At 74.5% G+C, this 15,322-nt stretch carries 16 protein-coding genes; 8 read left to right on the top strand and 8 right to left on the bottom strand.

The features are described from left to right. Positions 1 to 4: 4 nt before the first annotated feature. From BLR12_RS00800 to BLR12_RS00785, 4 genes are all read right to left on the bottom strand, one after another. Positions 5 to 1,456, bottom strand: a complete 1,452-nt coding sequence (locus tag BLR12_RS00800; RefSeq protein WP_091372176.1) for a hypothetical protein — start codon at positions 1,454 to 1,456, stop codon at positions 5 to 7. A 324-nt stretch (positions 1,457 to 1,780) separates the two neighbouring features. Further along, positions 1,781 to 2,077: a hypothetical protein gene (locus tag BLR12_RS00795; protein ID WP_091372173.1), complete on the bottom strand. Its 297-nt coding sequence runs from the start codon at positions 2,075 to 2,077 to the stop codon at positions 1,781 to 1,783. A 112-nt stretch (positions 2,078 to 2,189) separates the two neighbouring features. Continuing rightward, positions 2,190 to 2,738, bottom strand: a complete 549-nt coding sequence (locus BLR12_RS00790; RefSeq protein WP_091372171.1) for a Pycsar system effector family protein — start codon at positions 2,736 to 2,738, stop codon at positions 2,190 to 2,192. A gap of 211 nt (positions 2,739 to 2,949) precedes the next feature. Beyond that, positions 2,950 to 3,942, bottom strand: coding sequence for a helix-turn-helix transcriptional regulator (locus BLR12_RS00785; protein WP_091372168.1), 993 nt, complete (start codon positions 3,940 to 3,942; stop codon positions 2,950 to 2,952). A 62-nt stretch (positions 3,943 to 4,004) separates the two neighbouring features. Here BLR12_RS00785 and BLR12_RS00780 point away from each other — a divergent pair, with 62 nt between their 5' ends. The 4 genes from BLR12_RS00780 to BLR12_RS00770 all read left to right on the top strand — a co-directional run bounded on the left by BLR12_RS00780 (position 4,005) and on the right by BLR12_RS00770 (position 6,790). After that, a complete protein-coding gene (locus BLR12_RS00780; protein WP_091374151.1) occupies positions 4,005 to 4,424 on the top strand; it encodes a VOC family protein in 420 nt (139 codons plus the stop codon). Positions 4,425 to 4,586: 162 nt separating this feature from the next. Beyond that, the gene (locus BLR12_RS00775) at positions 4,587 to 5,417 is read left to right on the top strand and encodes an SRPBCC family protein (protein WP_091372165.1); all 831 of its coding nucleotides are present in this window, start codon (positions 4,587 to 4,589) and stop codon (positions 5,415 to 5,417) included. Between the two features lie 202 nt (positions 5,418 to 5,619). Next, entirely contained in the window at positions 5,620 to 5,718 is a 99-nt protein-coding gene (locus BLR12_RS25460; RefSeq protein ID WP_304440635.1) for an MYXO-CTERM sorting domain-containing protein, read from the top strand. A gap of 103 nt (positions 5,719 to 5,821) precedes the next feature. Then, complete coding sequence (locus tag BLR12_RS00770) at positions 5,822 to 6,790, top strand: patatin-like phospholipase family protein (protein WP_091372162.1); 969 nt, start codon at positions 5,822 to 5,824, stop codon at positions 6,788 to 6,790. An 8-nt stretch (positions 6,791 to 6,798) separates the two neighbouring features. On the opposite strand, the gene BLR12_RS24190 is transcribed toward BLR12_RS00770, so the two are convergent. Next, the gene (locus tag BLR12_RS24190; RefSeq protein WP_176832289.1) at positions 6,799 to 7,197 is read right to left on the bottom strand and encodes a DUF1761 domain-containing protein; all 399 of its coding nucleotides are present in this window, start codon (positions 7,195 to 7,197) and stop codon (positions 6,799 to 6,801) included. Positions 7,198 to 7,324: 127 nt separating this feature from the next. On the opposite strand from BLR12_RS24190, the gene BLR12_RS00760 reads away from it, so the two are divergent. Then, positions 7,325 to 8,350 (top strand): aldo/keto reductase, encoded by a 1,026-nt coding sequence (locus tag BLR12_RS00760; protein ID WP_091372160.1) that lies wholly within the window; start codon positions 7,325 to 7,327, stop codon positions 8,348 to 8,350. A 24-nt stretch (positions 8,351 to 8,374) separates the two neighbouring features. On the opposite strand, the gene BLR12_RS00755 is transcribed toward BLR12_RS00760, so the two are convergent. After that, positions 8,375 to 8,791: a hypothetical protein gene (locus tag BLR12_RS00755; protein WP_143018655.1), complete on the bottom strand. Its 417-nt coding sequence runs from the start codon at positions 8,789 to 8,791 to the stop codon at positions 8,375 to 8,377. A gap of 188 nt (positions 8,792 to 8,979) precedes the next feature. Between BLR12_RS00755 and BLR12_RS00750 the strand changes: the two genes are divergently transcribed. The 3 genes from BLR12_RS00750 to BLR12_RS00740 all read left to right on the top strand — a co-directional run bounded on the left by BLR12_RS00750 (position 8,980) and on the right by BLR12_RS00740 (position 12,403). Beyond that, the gene (locus BLR12_RS00750) at positions 8,980 to 9,291 is read left to right on the top strand and encodes a PspC domain-containing protein (protein WP_091372154.1); all 312 of its coding nucleotides are present in this window, start codon (positions 8,980 to 8,982) and stop codon (positions 9,289 to 9,291) included. A gap of 92 nt (positions 9,292 to 9,383) precedes the next feature. Further along, a complete protein-coding gene (locus tag BLR12_RS00745) occupies positions 9,384 to 10,004 on the top strand; it encodes an LURP-one-related family protein (RefSeq protein ID WP_091372150.1) in 621 nt (206 codons plus the stop codon). Positions 10,005 to 10,117: 113 nt separating this feature from the next. Further along, complete coding sequence (locus BLR12_RS00740; protein WP_091372147.1) at positions 10,118 to 12,403, top strand: putative bifunctional diguanylate cyclase/phosphodiesterase; 2,286 nt, start codon at positions 10,118 to 10,120, stop codon at positions 12,401 to 12,403. Positions 12,404 to 12,513: 110 nt separating this feature from the next. Here BLR12_RS00740 and BLR12_RS00735 read toward each other — a convergent pair whose 3' ends face one another. Both BLR12_RS00735 and BLR12_RS00730 read right to left on the bottom strand, forming a co-directional pair. Beyond that, positions 12,514 to 13,281 carry a succinate dehydrogenase/fumarate reductase iron-sulfur subunit gene (locus BLR12_RS00735; RefSeq protein WP_091374145.1) on the bottom strand — a complete coding sequence of 256 codons (768 nt, stop codon included), beginning with the start codon at positions 13,279 to 13,281 and terminating at the stop codon, positions 12,514 to 12,516. A 94-nt stretch (positions 13,282 to 13,375) separates the two neighbouring features. Further along, the gene (locus BLR12_RS00730) at positions 13,376 to 15,322 is read right to left on the bottom strand and encodes a fumarate reductase/succinate dehydrogenase flavoprotein subunit (protein WP_091372144.1); all 1,947 of its coding nucleotides are present in this window, start codon (positions 15,320 to 15,322) and stop codon (positions 13,376 to 13,378) included.

Genomic DNA, 15,322 nt, shown 5'->3' with positions numbered 1-15,322 from the left:
GTCGTCACGGCCGTCCGGGGGAGTCGGTGCCCGACGACTTGGTGGGCGGGATCAACGGGTCCGGCAGCGGGGCGTCCGTCCCGACCGGCCCACCCGTCCCGGCCACCGGCGGGGGCGGCGCCACGACGACGTCGACCCCGTCGATGTCGACCGTCTCGGCGCTGTGCCGCCCCGACCCACCCCCGGTCAGCTTGTCGATGCTGCTCTGCAGGGGACCGGGAGCGGCGGCCCGGGCCTGCTCCAGCGCCTGCTGCACCTCCGGCCGCTCCATCAACCCGGCCGCGGCCTGCTTGATCTGCTCGTACCGGTCCCGGCCGGCGCGCGCACCCAGCACGTACCCCACACCGAACCCGAGCCCCAGCGACAACCTGCCCATGACTCTCCTCCAGCCCTTCTCCAGTCGTTCACCGGTCTCGGCGACCACCTCGGGCACCGCCTCGGCTGCCGCGCCCACGGTGAGCACGGCACGCAGGCCCGTCCGTCCGGCACCGACGATGCCCGCGGCCACCCGCGGCACGGCTCCCGCGACGGCCAGGGTGGCCGCATCGCTGGCCCGCAGGGCCGTGTCCGTCCCGGTGCGGACGGCACGCCAGGCCGCCTGCCCGGTCGTGGACACCACCGGCAGGAGGCGAGCCGCGGCCTCGTCGGTGTAGCTCCTCGCCGCCGTCGACGCCGCGCGACCCCGCCGGGCGACGTCCACGGCCGTGCGGCGGGCCGACTCCACACCTGCGCTCGCTCCCCGCCGTGCCAGGCGGGTCGAGGCCTCCGCCACCGGCCCGGCCGCCGCGGCGGCCTGGACGGCTCGAGCGCGGGCGGCAGCCGCGCCGGCGAGGGCGCGCTGCGCGACCGTCGGCGGCGGGGGAGCCCCGCGTCGCAGCAGGCGCGCCCACCCGAGGCTCGACCCCCGTCGCAGGCGCACGCCCGCGACGGCAGCCGCGAGAGCCGCGAGCACCGCCACGGCGGCCGCCACCCCGCGACCGCGCTGCGCGGCGCCGCCCGTCGCGCGCTCGTCGGCGGTCGCACCCGGTGTCGGCGCGGGCTCGGTGGTCACCGCGACGGGCGACCCGGCCGCAGCGGGCTCGGGCTCCGTCGGTGCGGCGACGGCCGGCTCGGCGGCCGGCAGGAGGCTGTCGGAGGTGGCCTTCGAGTACTCGATCCCGTAGTGCCGGTAGAGCTCCGCCTCCTGGTCCTGGGTCAGCTCGCGGGATGAACCGAACCGCGGCGCGCCGTCTGCGTCGGCCCGGGTGACCGTGACCTGCACCCGGTCACCGCTCCCGGTGGCGTCGAGCAGCGGGACCACCACGGTCTCCTCGCCGCGCTCGGCGTACATCCACTCCGGCAGCCCGGTGGCCTCGTCGGCCAGCAGGGCGGCGCAGACCCCGATCTCGGCGCCGTCGCGGTCGACCACCGCCCGGCCGATCCAGTCCCTCGCCGCGTCCCGATCGGGCAGTGTCATGGCTGCTTCCTGTCGTGGGTGACCGGGCCGCCGTGTCGACGGCCGTCGCCCGCAGCTACCCACCAGGTGGCGCGCCAACCCGCACCGTCGGTCGGATACGACACCGGCACGGGCTGGGTCGGGGACGTGTGGCACGGTCCCGGGCCACGGCGATCCGGCCCGCACCCGCGCTACTGCTCCCGCTGACCAGGCGACAGCGTGCGCGGATGCGCAGGGTTCGCGCCGATCACTGCGCATCCGCGCACACTGTCGCCACGGCTCCAGCCGCCCGGTCCGACGGTCGTCGCAGGTCCGCCCCGGTGGGGACGTCCCCGCGGGGAGGTCTCAGGCGGCCAGCGGGTGGTGGTGGCACCGGCCACCGGCAGTGGCCCGGGCACCGCACGGCGCGCCCGCCTTGGTCAGGCCGCCGCTGTCGCCGCAGCGGGCCGGAGCGGCAGCAGCCGGCTGCTCGGCCACGGGTCGCGGGAAGGGCAGGACGACGGCGTCCTGCTCGTCGACCGGCGCGGCGGGGAGTGGGGTGGCGGTCGGGGCCGGGCGGGCGGCGCGGCGGTGCAGGGCCGTGGCGGCGGACGACCCGGCGAGGAAGGCGGCGAGGGCGGTGGCGACGTGGCTGGCGCGCATGCCCGCTCCATCGGCGGACCACGGGCCCGGCGGGAACCCGGGCATCGCACGCGTCCCAGTCGCCACACCGTCAGTCGTCGGGGAGCCTTGGACGAGTCGGACCCCGTGTCGGCTAGGGCGTGGGGACGACGAGCAGCCAGCCGACGAAGGCCGCTCCGGAGACGATGCTCGCCTGCAGCGCTCTGCTGAAGTGCCGGTACTTCGCCCGCACGATGACCGAGATGGACTGCGCCTGGATCCACGCCTCCCGCCGTGCCTGCGCCGGTGAGGCAGCGACCAGCTCGTCGAGATCGGCGTCGGCCAGGTGGGGGAAGGCGAACCGGCTGGGCTGCCCGCTGGTGAGCCGGGGCCTCAGCGCCCGGAAGAGCCACAGGCCGGCTGCGACCAGGGCGGTCGCGCAGACGGTCAGCAGCCCCAGGGCCACCACCTCGCGCACGCCGAGGTCGCCGAGCCAGAGGGCTGCCACCTTCGTCCGCTGCCGGACGGCCCCGCCGGCCAGGATGGCGAGCGCAGCCGCCAGCAGCCCGATCTTGGTGTCGGCGTTGTTCGCGAGCGGAGCGATCGTCTGGAGCGCCAGGTACGCGTCGTCCGTGTACGGCGCCGGCGGCCGGGACGGGGGCTGAGGGTCGGGCGCTGGTGCCTGCGCTCTGCAACGGAACACGGGGTGGGTGTCCTCCGGTGACGGGGGCTCTCGGTGGAGCGCGGCTGCGGTGGCGACCGCCGGCCCGCGTGGCACGGCGTCCCCCGGGTTCTCGACACGTCCGGTCCCGCCTCCAGCCGAACGGCCAGGGGGTGGGCCGAGGAGGCGGTGTGTCCGGTCGGGGCGGAGTCGAGGACGGCCCTCCGGGAGGCGTTCCCGCGGTGACGCCTCGTCACCTGCTCGCCCGCGCGTAGCGGTCGGCGATCGTCCGGCAGGCGTCCCTCAGCTCGGCGGGTCGGACGTCGCTGATGTCGGCGTCGAAGGTGGCGAGCAGCCCGGCGATCCCGGCCCAGGACCAGGCGCCGAGGGTGAGCCGGCTCCGGGTGGTGTCGACGAACTCGACGACGGAGCCGCCGGGAGCCCAGCGGGCCACGACGTCGGCGGGCAGGTCCATCACCACGGTGCCGGTGCACTGCCACCGGGCCGGGGTGTCCCCGCGGTCGTACGTGGCCATGACGTAGCTCGTCACGTCGGGGGCGGGGAGCGGGCGCGGCTCGAAGCCGACCCCCGTGGGGGCGTGCGGGTGGATCCGCTCGACGCGGTAGACGCGCCAGGCCTCCTCCCCGGGCACGTAGGCGACGAGGTACCAGCGCCCCGCCCACACCACCAGGTGGTGGGCCTCGGCCCGCACCGGAGGCGCGAAGTCGGGGTCGCCGGGGTCGGGGCGGCGCCCGTCGGGGGTGAGCTGGTCGAACCGCAGGAGATGCCGGTTCCGGACGGCGTGACCGACCGTCCTCAGGGTGGCCGACGGGATCGGTGGCGCCGGGAACTCCCAGTAGTTGCGGATGGTGGTCAGGTGGAGGGCGTCGGCCTCGGCGCGCAGCCGGGCGGGCATCACCTGCTTGAGGCTCGTCAGGGCCCGGGCCACCGCATCGTCGATGCCGGACACGCTCGTGGGGGTGGTCTGGAGGGCGACGGCCACCGCGACCGCCTGCTCGTCGTCGAGCAGGAGCGGCGGGAGCCGGCCGCCCGTGCCGAGCCGGTAGCCCCCGTTCGGCCCCTTGAGGACCGAGATCGGGTAGCCCAGTCCGCGCAGGTCCTCGACGTCCCGGCGCAGGGTGCGGGTGCTGATGCCGAGCCGGTCGGACAGCTCCGCACCCGCCCACCTCGGACGCGCACCCAGCAGGGACAGCAGCGTGAGCAGGCGCGCGGACGTCGAGGACACGGCTCCAGGTTGCGGCACGAGGCGGACACCCGGTGGCCGCTTCCGCGGTCACCGTGACGCCCATGACCGATCGCTCCGGCTCCCGCATCGACCACCTGAACATCGCCGTCCCCGACCTGGCGGCGGCCGTGCGGTTCTACGAACCCACGCTGGCCTCCATCGGCATCACGAAGATGCTCGAGATCCCGCCGGACCCCGTCACCGGCCGGCCGGCCATGACCGGCTTCGGCCTGGCCCGGGTCAAGCCGTACTTCTGGCTCGTCGACCGCGGGACGGTCGGCACGAACACGCACCTGGCCTTCACCGTCGACACGCGCGAGGAGGTGCACGTCTTCTACGACGCGGCCCTGGCCGCGGGCGCGACCGTCCGCGAGGCACCCGCGGTGCGCCGCGAGTACCACACCGACTACTACGGCGGGTTCGTGGACGACCCGCACGGGATCAACCTCGAAGCCGTGTGCCACCACCCGGTTCCCCACTGAGCCCCGGCGGCGGGCGCTCCCGCGAGGACGCCCGCCGCCGACCCGGGGCCCCAGGCCACAGCCGGGTCCTGCAGACCTCGGCAGTGGCGTGCATCACCCGTTGCACCGACGGGTAGCGCGAGGCATCCGATGTGAGCACGTCAGCGACGAGAGAGGCCAGCGATGACCACCAAGGTCGAGAAGTCGGTCCAGGTCGACGTCCCGGTGAACCAGGCCTACAACCAGTGGACCCAGTTCGAGGACTTCCCGCACTTCATGGGCGGGGTGAAGGAGGTCCGCCAGCTCGACGACACGCACCTGCACTGGGTGGCCGAGATCGCCGGTGTCCGGCGCGAGTGGGACGCCGCGATCCTGGAGCAGGAGCCGGACCGCAAGGTCGCCTGGGCCGCCACCAGCGGGGCCACGAACGCGGGTGCGGTCCGCTTCGAGGCCGCCGGGCCGAGCTCGACGATCGTGTACCTGGCCCTCGAGTACGAGCCCGAGGGTGCCGTGGAGCAGGTCGGCGACAAGCTCGGGATCGTCGAGCGGCAGGTCACCTCCGACCTGGGGCGGTTCAAGGAGCTGATCGAGGACGAGGGCTACGCCACCGGTGCCTGGCGCGGGTCGGTGAACGAGCACCTCGACGTCGGCACCCCCGGGGTCGAGGACGCCGTCGGCTCGCACGGGGACCAGGGCAAGGCGGGCGTGTCCGGGAAGGCCGTCGCCGCCGGCGTCGCGGCCGTGGCCGGTGTCGCGGCGGCGGCCGGTGCCGCCGTGGCGGCGTCCAAGGGGAGCGAGCAGACGGCGCCGCAGCCGCAGCAGCCGGAGGGCATCCGCCAGCCCCAGGAGGTCACCGTCGTCGAGCAGCCGCCCGCCGACGTGGTGCGCGACGACGCGCTGACCGAGGAGACGAACCCGGCGGGCTACACCGCTCCGTCCTCCACGGAAGGCGTCGAGCAGGGCGTGCGGGACGACGGCGACGACCCGATGATCGGGGGCGGCAGCCGCCGCTGAGCCGCAGCGGCCGGTGGAGGCGGGCCCGGCGTGGCCTCCACCGGCCGACGGCGGCCCCGCGGGCAAGGAGCAGACCATGGACGTGCAAGCAGACGGTCAACGCTCCGACGAACCGGCCCCGCACGGCGCGACCCTCCCTAGCGTCCCGGCCACCAGCGCTGCGGCAGGACCTGGCCGCGCGCGTTCCACGGGAGGCCGGCCGATGCTCGTCACCACGACAGACCTGATCGTCATCGGGACCATCACGGTGGTGGTCCTGGTCCTCGGGCTCCTCGTGTGGCTGCTCGGCAGGAACCGCTGACCGACCGCGGACGACGGCGCCCGGTGGTGACCACCGGAGCGCAGCGCCCGGGCCCTGCGGGCCCTGGTAGGGGGCCGGGCCGGCTGGCAGGCTCCCCGGCGTGATGCGCGTCGGCGTGGTGCTGGGCGGTGGCGGCGTCGTGGGCCAGGCGTACCACTCCGCCGTCCTGGCGGTGCTCGAGCACGACTTCGGCTTCGACGCGCGCACCGTCGACGTGATCGTCGGGACCTCGGCCGGCTCCATCACCGGCACGCTGCTGCGGCTGGGCGTCTCGGCGGAGGACCTCGCCGCCTGGACGGTGAAGGCCCCGCTGTCGGACGACGGCGACGTCCTCCGCCACGTGGCCGGCACCCCCGTCCCCGAGCTCGCGCCGTTCAACCCGCTGCACGCCCTGCGCCGGCCGCTGCGGTTCCCGGATCGGCACATGGTGCAGCGCGCGCTGGTCCGGCCGTGGCGATTCCGGCCGCTGGCGGCCGGCATGGCCCTGATCGCGCCCGGCCGGCACGACGTCGCCGAGCAGCTGGCCGCCCTGCGTGAGCTGGAGGGACCGGGCTGGCCGGAGGCCGACCTGTGGATCTGTGCCGTCCGCCGGCGCGACGGGCGGCGGGTCGTGTTCGGCCGCCCGGGCGCGCCCGAGGTCCCGGTGCACCAGGCGGTCGCGGCGTCCTGTGCGGTGCCCGGGTACTTCGCCCCCGTCCAGATCGGTCTGCACAGCTACGTCGACGGCGGGGTGCACTCGCCGACCAACGCCGCCGTCCTCCGCGGTCGCGGACTGGACCTCGTCGTCGTCATCTCACCGATGAGCGGCCCCGCGGGATGGCTGCCCGACTTCTACGCGGCATCCCGCCGGCACGCCGCACGCCTGCTGCGGTACGAGGTCAGGGCGCTGCAGCGTGCGGGGACCCGGACGGTCGTCTTCGCGCCCGGTGCGGCCGAGCAGCGGGCCATGGGCAACGACATGATGTCGCGGCAGGACCTGGGCGGGGTCATCCAGCAGTCCTTCCTGGCGGCCGGCGCGCACGCCGCCACCCCGGAGGTGTCCGACCTCCTCAGGGCGGCCGCCGGGCGCTGACCCCGGCGTCAGCGCCCGCGGACCCCGGTGACCACGGACACCAGGAGCAGCTTGACCAGCCAGTCGCCCGCGTGGATCGCGGCCAGCCGCCAGGGGACCTTCTCGTGCACCACGGACCCGGAGAGCAGGACGACGGGGAACGCGCCCCACAGCGTCAGGCCCAGCCGCGCCCGTTCCCACGGACCGGTCGCCCCGGTACCGGCGGCGAGCGCGGAGACGGCGACCGCCACGGTGCCGCTCCGGACCAGCTCGACGGGCACGACCCAGCCGGCCGCTGCGGTGTCCTCCGCGTAGGCGTCGTCCAGCTCCGCCAGCCGGCGGCCGAACGCCGCGTACCACGTCCCGCTCGCGGCGACGGCTGCTGCGGTGGCGAGAACGGTCGCCGGCAGGTCCTCGACGGTGCGCACGGTTCCTCCTCGATCGGACACGCCGCGGTGCGGTCCACCGCAGTAGACCAGGCAGCGCGGCCTCCGGTGGTGATCACCGGAGCGCTGCGGCAACGTCCTGCGGGATCCCCGAGGACAGGAGCCCGTCGTGGAGTACCGCACGCTCGGCCGCAGCGGCTGCTCGGTCTCGGCCCTCGCGCTGGGCACGATGACCTTCGGCGCCGAGACCGACGAGGCCGGCGCGCACGAGCAGCTCGACCTCTTCGCCGAGGCCGGCGGCACGTTGGTCGACCTCGCCGACGTGTACTCCGCGGGCGCGGCCGAGGAGATCGTCGGGCGCTGGCTCGCCAGCCGGCCGGCCGACGTCCGCGACCGCGTCGTCCTCGCCACCAAGGGGCGCTTCCCGATGGGGGCGGAGCCCAACGCGCTCGGCAACTCCCGCCGCCACCTGCGCCGCGCCCTCGACGCCTCGCTGCGCCGGCTCGGCGTCGACCACGTCGACCTCTACCAGCTGCACGCCTGGGACCCGCTCACCCCGCTCGAGGAGTCGCTGCGCTTCCTCGACGACGCCGTCTCCGCGGGCAAGGTCGGCTACCCGGGCCTGTCCAACTTCACCGCCTGGCAGGTGCAGCAGGCCGTCGACCTCGCCGAGCACCGGCACCTCGCCGTCCCGGTCACCCTGCAACCCTCCTACAGCCTGCTGGTGCGGGACGTCGAGTTCGAGATCGTCCCCGCCTGCCTGCACAACGGGCTGGGCCTGCTGCCGTGGGGCCCGCTCGGCGGCGGCTGGCTGTCCGGCAAGTACACCCGCGACCAGCGGCCCGAGGGCGCGACCCGGCTGGGGGAGGACCCGGGCCGGGGCATGGAGGCCTACGACCGGGTCGGCTCCCGGCAGCGCACCTGGGACGTGCTGGAGGTCGTGCAGGACGTCGCCGAGGCCCACGGGGCGTCGATGCCGCAGGTCGCGCTCGCCTGGCTGGCCGCCCGGCCCGCCGTCACGTCGGTCATCCTCGGCGCCCGCACGACCGACCAGCTGCGCGACAACCTGGGGACGGTGCAGCTGACCGCCGATGACGTCGCACGACTGGACGCCGTGAGCGACCCCGGCCGCGCCGACTACCCGTACGGCGACGTCGGGGCCGAGCAGCGCAGCCGCGAGCCCGCCGGGCCCTGAGCGCCGGCCCGTGCCGTGGGCGGCTCAGCCGCTGGCGTCGGGTGCGATGAGGAACTGCCGGGCCAGCGCGGTCCCGGCCGTCACGGTGACGACGGCGAGGCCGGCGAGCACCAGCAGCCTCGGTCCGGTCGCCAGCGGCGGGAGCGCCGACTCCGACAGCGCGAGGGTGGCGACGGTGCCCACGAGCGTGAACGCGCCACGCTGGAGCGGGAGCCGTCGTCCCCCCTGCCGGACGACGGCGGCTGCGGCGCAGGCGAGCAGGGAGGCGACGGCGCCGATGAGAGCGCCGGTCACCAGCCCGCCCAGCCCCCCGTAGAACAGCCGCGCGGGCAGGGCGAAGCCGTCGGTCAGCAGGACCGGACCGAGCACCGCGCCGACAGCTGCGGCCGTCGCGGTGCCTGCCGCGACCAGGGGGCCGGACACGGTGGAGCGGGACGTCATCGGGGCCTCGCACACGGGGTCGCACGACACGGGGGCCCACGAGACCACACCGGGAGACGTGGTCGTGCACGACACGGCGCCGTCCGCTCCGTCGGGGGTCGCCCGGGAGCACCCCGAGCGCCGGAACGGGGGACCGATCCGGGTGTTCCCCGGTTCCCGCGGCCCCGCGCCGGCGCCAGGCTCGTGCCATGACCAGCGCACTCCCGTCCCCGTCCCCCCAGCCCGTCCGGCCCGAGCTCCGCCGCAGCGGCACCGACCGCATGCTCGGCGGGGTCTGCGGTGGCCTGGCCGAGTACAGCGGCATCGACGCCGTCCTCTGGCGGGTCGGCGCCGTCGGGCTCACCGTCGCCGGCGGCGCCGGCGTCGTCGTCTACCTGCTGCTGTGGGTGCTGCTGCCCTCGGCCCCGCTCCCCGCGGGACGCCGTCCCGGCGTGCTCGACCCGTTCGTCGACCGGCTGCACGCGGCGCTCACGACCGCACGGCCCGGGGAGCGGGCATGAGCGACCGGGGGACGACGGGCAGCGGCGTGACCCCCGGATGGGCCACGATGGCGCCCCAGCACACGCCCCCCGACCAGCACGGGAGACCCGACGTGACCCTTCCGACCGGACCGCAGCCGCCCGCCCCGATGGTGGTCCCGGCGTTCTTCGTCAAGCAGCGGATCACCGTGATGGTGAACCGCTACGAGGTCATCGGGATGAACCCCGACGGCTCGGAGGGCCCGCTGCTGGCCTTCGCCGAGCAGAAGCGGATGAAGCTCAGGGAGGAGGTCGTCTTCTACGCCGACGCCTCGAAGAACCGCGCGGTGTTCAGCTTCAAGGCGCGGCAGCGGCTCGACGTCGCCGCCCAGCACGACGTCTTCGACGAGTACGGGACGCCGCTGGGCTACTTCCGGAAGCAGTTCGGCGCCAGCCTGCTGCGCTCCACCTGGGACCTGTCGGCACCGGGCATCGAGGCCGTGGGCCGGGAGCGCCGGCAGTCCATCGCGATCCTGCGCCGGGTCTGGGACCTCATCCCCTACGTCGGCGACGTGTGGGTGCCGTTCGTCTTCCACTTCGACTTCGTCGACACCGCGACCGGGGCCACGGTCCTGGTCAGCGAGCGGCAGAAGGCCGTCCGGGACCGCTACACCGTGACGGTCCCGGACCCGCGGCTGGACTTCCGCGTCGCGGCGTCCATGGCCGTCGCGCTGGACGCGCTGCAGAGCCGCTGATCGCTGCCGCGCGGGCGACCGGTGCGTGTGCGGTCCCCTCCGGGGGGTGAGGCCGCTCCGTTCGGCGTCCCGCCGGGGTGAAGGTCCGCGGACCAGCGACCGATGCTTGCACCGTGGTCCAGCAGCTCACCGGCCGGCGTGCGCGGACCCGCGAGACCGCCGACCGGTCGCTGCGGGTCGTCCGCGTGCCGGCGGCCGTCCTCGTGGCGGTCTACCTGCTGTCGCTGCTGGCGGTCGCGGTGGGGGACAGCGGCGTGCTCGCGACCCTGGCGGCCGGCGGGAAGTGGTCGTTCGTCGTCGGGCTCACCGGGCTGCTGGTCCTGCGGGCGGTCGTCGTCCCGGCCGACCGGGGTGTCTGGTTGCTGTTCGCCGCGGCGGTCGGGTCCTACGCGGTCGGCTCGCTCGGCTACGCGGTGGCCGACGCCGCACCGGGGCCGATCACCCGGCCCGCCTGGTTCGACATCGCCTTCGTGGGCTTCCACCCGCTGGCCTGCGCCGCGCTGTTCCGCCTGCTCCGCACGCGGGTCCGGCGGCTGACGTCGAGCATGTGGCTGGACGCCGTCGTGACCGGGCTGACCGCGGCGGCCATGGCGACGGCGCTCGCCATCGGCGACTTCCTGCACACCGCGCTCGACGGCGCCCTGCTGATCGCCGTCTACCCCATCGCCGACCTGCTGCTGCTGGTGTTCATCGCCGGAGCGCTCGTCGTCATCGGCCGCGGCGCCGGCGCGGTCTGGTGGTGGCTCACCGCCGGCACCACGCTGTTCGTGCTGACCGACACCCTGTACGCCTACCAGGTCGCGAACGGGACCTACGTCGTCGGCGGCCTGCTGGACGTCGGCTGGGGGATGGCCTTCCTGTGCTACGGCCTGGCCGCCTGCCAGGCCCCCGCGCCACGGGCCGGCGACCAGGTGCCGCGCGTCGGGGCGCTGGTCGTCCCGGCCCTGTGCGCGATCGCCGCGCTCGCCCTGCTGCTGCAGGGCTACCTGCGCATCGGGGACCCGCTGGCCGGCGTCCTGGCGTTCGGCGCCGTCGTCGCCGCCCTCGCCCGTACCGCGCTGACCTTCCGCGAGGTCCGGGCGCTGGCCGACAGCCGGCACCAGGCGCGCACCGACGAGCTCACCGGCCTGGCCAACCGCAGGCGGGTCTTCGAGGCCCTGGCCGCCGCCGACGCGCGGATGGCCCGCGGCGGGACCACCGCCGTCCTCGTCCTGGACCTCGACCGCTTCAAGGAGATCAACGACTCGCTCGGCCACGCCGTCGGTGACGCGCTGCTGCGTGAGGTGGGCCCGCGGCTGTCCCGCCACCTGCGCAGCGGGGACCTGCTCGCCCGGCTGGGGGGCGACGAGTTCGTGGTGCTGGCCGACGGCCTCGACGACGACGGTGCGCGGGCGCTGGCCGAGCGGCTGTGCGCGACGCTGCAGCGGCCGTTCCGGCTCGGTGGTACCGCGCTCACCGTGGACGCCAGCGTCGGCATCGCGCTCGGGCCGCGGGACTCCACGCACGCCGAGGAGCTGCTGCAGCTGGCCGACCTGGCCATGTACTCGGCGAAGGCCGGGCGCGGCGGCCCGGTCGTGTACGACGAGGAGCACCACGGCTCCGGCCGGCACCGGCTGGAGGCGGTCGCCCGGCTCCGCCGGGGGATCGAGGCCGGCGAGCTGGTCCTGCACCACCAGCCCAAGCTGACCCTGGCGACCGGCCGGATCGAGGGGGTGGAGGCCCTCGTGCGGTGGCAGCACCCCGAGCGCGGGCTGCTGGCCCCCGACGCCTTCATCGACCTGGCCGAGTCCGCCGGCCTCATGGGTCCGCTGACCAGCGCGGTGCTGGACGCCGCCCTCGCGCAGCGGCGCGTCTGGGCCGACCGGGGCCACGAGCTCACCGTCGCGGTCAACGTCAGCCCGTCGAACCTGGTCGACGAGCACTTCCCCGAGGAGGTGGCCGCGCTGCTCGTGCGGCACGGCGTCCCGGCCACAGCGCTGGTCCTCGAGGTCACCGAGAGCCTGCTGGTGGCCGACCGGGAGCGCGCCATCCGGGTCCTGGTGGCGCTGCGGGACGCCGGCATCGGGATCGCCATCGACGACTACGGCACCGGCTACTCCAGCCTCGCCTACCTGGCGACGCTGCCGGTGACCGAGCTGAAGCTCGACCGCACGTTCGTCGGCGCGATGACCGGCAGCCCGCGGGCGGCGTCGATCGTGACCTCGACGCTGCAGCTGGCGCACGCGCTGGACCTGGTGCTCGTCGCCGAGGGCGCCGAGGACCAGGCGACCGTCGACGCGCTCGCCGCGCTGGGCTGCGACGTCGTCCAGGGATACCACCTGAGCCGCCCGCTGCCGGCCGCTGCGCTGGAGCAGTGGCTCACCGAGCGCGAGCCGGCAGCCGTGGCGGTCGTGCCCTGAGTCCGAGGAGGCGGGCCGGAGGCCTCCCCGACGAGGGCTCGTGGGGGCTCAGCCCTCGTCGGGGACGGCTCCTGGCGGCGGTGTCATCCGGAGGATGACGATGTGATCGCTCAGCTCTTCGGCCGGGCGCCGGCGCGCAGGGCACCGAGCAGGTCGTGGTTGAGCCGGGAGATGTTCTCCATCGAGATGCCCTTGGGGCAGGCCGCCGAGCACTCGCCGATGTTGGTGCAGCCGCCGAAGCCCTCGCGGTCCTGCTGGGCGACCATGTTGACCACCCGGTCGTTGCGCTCGGGCTGGCCCTGCGGCACGAGGCCCAGGTGGCTGACCTTGGCCGCGGTGAACAGCATCGAGGAGGCGTTCGGGCAGGCCGCCACGCAGGCGCCGCAGCCGATGCAGGTCGCCGCGTCGAACGCCGCGTCGGAGTCCTTCTTCGGCACCAGGATCGAGTGCGCCTCGGGCGCGGTCCCGGTCGGCGCGCTGATGTAGCCGCCGGACTGGATGATCCGGTCCAGGGCGCTGCGGTCGACCGAGAGGTCCTTGATCACCGGGAACGCCGTCGCGCGCCACGGCTCGATGTCGATCGTGTCGCCGTCCTTGAACTTGCGCATGTGCAGCTGGCAGGTGGTCGTGGGACCACCCGAGGTGCCGCGGCCGTGCGCCGTACCGTTGATCATCAGGCCGCAGCTGCCGCAGATGCCCTCGCGGCAGTCGTGGTCGAAGACCACCGGGTCGTCACCGGCGAGGATCAGCTTCTCGTTCAGGACGTCGAGCATCTCGAGGAACGACATGTCCGGGGAGATGTCCTCGACCTGGTAGGTCACCATCCGGCCCTTGTCCCGCGGGCCCTTCTGCCGCCAGATCCGCAGGGTCAGCGTCATGTCGTGCTTGGCCATGGCCGGGTCGGACGCGGTGCCGGACGCGAAGGTCGTGCCCTCGGCTGTCGCTGTCACTGGTGTCTCCGCTGGGTAGTCGTCACTTGTAACTGCGCTGGGCGAGGTGGACGTACTCGTACTCGAGGGCCTCGCGGTGCAGGACGGGGGGAGCGCCTTCCGGCGTCCACTCCCACGCGGCGACGTAGGCGTAGTTCTCGTCGTCGCGCAGCGCCTCGCCCTCGGGGGTCTGGCTCTCGGCGCGGAAGTGGCCGCCGCAGCTCTCGTTGCGGTGCAGCGCGTCGACGCACATCAGCTCGGCGAGCTCGATGAAGTCGGCCACCCGGCCGGCGTGCTCCAGCGTCGGGTTGATCGTGTCCTGGTCGCCGGAGACCTTGAGGTTGGTCCAGAACTCGTGGCGGATCTCGGGGATCCGGTCCAGGGCCTTGCGCAGGCCCTCGTCGGAACGCTCCATGCCGCACAGGTCCCACATCAGCCGGCCGAGCTCGCGGTGGAAGGACGCCGGGGTGCGGTTGCCGTTGATCGACAGCAGCTTCTGCACCCGGCCCTGCACCGCCTGCAGCGCCTCGACCGCGGCCGGGTGGCTGTCGTCGACCTTCTCGAACGGCCCGTCGGCGAGGTAGTCGTTGATCGTGTTCGGCAGCACGAAGTAGCCGTCGGCCAGGCCCTGCATGAGCGCGCTGGCCCCGAGCCGGTTGGCGCCGTGGTCGGAGAAGTTGGCCTCGCCGATCACGAACATGCCGGGGATCGTCGACTGCAGGTCGTAGTCGACCCACAGCCCGCCCATCGTGTAGTGGACCGCCGGGTAGATCCGCATCGGCGTCTCGTAGGGGTCCTCGCCCGTGATCTGGGCGTACATGTCGAAGAGGTTGCCGTACTTGGCCTCGATGGCCGGCCGGCCCAGCCGCTGCATGGCGTCGCCGAAGTCCAGGTAGACGCCCAGCCCGCCCGGGCCCACGCCGCGTCCCTCGTCGCAGACGTTCTTCGCCTGGCGCGAGGCGATGTCGCGGGGCACCAGGTTGCCGAACGCCGGATAGATCCGCTCGAGGTAGTAGTCGCGCTCGGACTCGGGGATCTCGCGCGGGTCGCGGGTGTCGCCGCGCTCCTTGGGCACCCACACGCGGCCGTCGTTGCGCAGCGACTCGCTCATCAGCGTGAGCTTGGACTGGTAGTCGCCCTTGACCGGGATGCAGGTGGGGTGGATCTGCGTGTAGCAGGGGTTGGCGAAGTACGCGCCCCGCTTGTGCGCCCGCCAGATCGCGGTGGCGTTGGAGCCCTTGGCGTTCGTGGACAGGTAGAAGACGTTGCTGTACCCGCCCGTGGCCAGGACGACGGCGTCCGCGAAGTGGGTGCTGACCTCGCCGGTGATGAGGTCGCGCGCCACGATGCCCCGGGCCCGGCCGTCGACGATGACCAGGTCGAGCATCTCGTGCCGCGCGAACTGCTCGACGGTGCCGGCGGCCATCTGCCGCTCGAGCGCCTGGTAGGCGCCGTAGAGCAGCTGCTGACCGGTCTGCCCGCGGGCGTAGAAGGTGCGGGACACCTGCGCACCACCGAAGGAGCGGTTGTCCAGCAGGCCGCCGTACTCGCGGGCGAAGGGCACGCCCTGCGCGACGCACTGGTCGATGATGCTGACGCTGACCTCGGCGAGGCGGTGGACGTTGTCCTCGCGGGACCGGAAGTCACCGCCCTTGACGGTGTCGTAGAACAGCCGGTGCACGCTGTCGCCGTCGTTGCGGTAGTTCTTCGCGGCGTTGATGCCGCCCTGTGCGGCGACGCTGTGCGCCCGGCGCGGGCTGTCGTGGAACCAGAAGTTCTTGACCTTGTAGCCGGCCTCGCCCAGCGTCGCGGCGGCCGAGCCACCGGCCAGGCCGGTGCCGACGACGATGACGGTCAGCTTGCGGCGGTTGGCCGGGTTGACCAGGCGGGCCCGGAACCGGCGGGTGCTCCAGCGCTCGCCGATCGGCACGTCCCTGGGCGCCTTGGTGTCGGCGATCGGGTCGCCGACGGAGAAGAGGTCGAGAGGCAT

The sequence above is a fragment of the Geodermatophilus sp. DSM 45219 genome (genome assembly GCF_900104025.1).
Lineage (GTDB): Bacteria > Actinomycetota > Actinomycetes > Mycobacteriales > Geodermatophilaceae > Geodermatophilus.
Note: the sequence above shows the minus strand (reverse complement) of the source record. Positions and strands in the feature narration are given on the sequence as shown.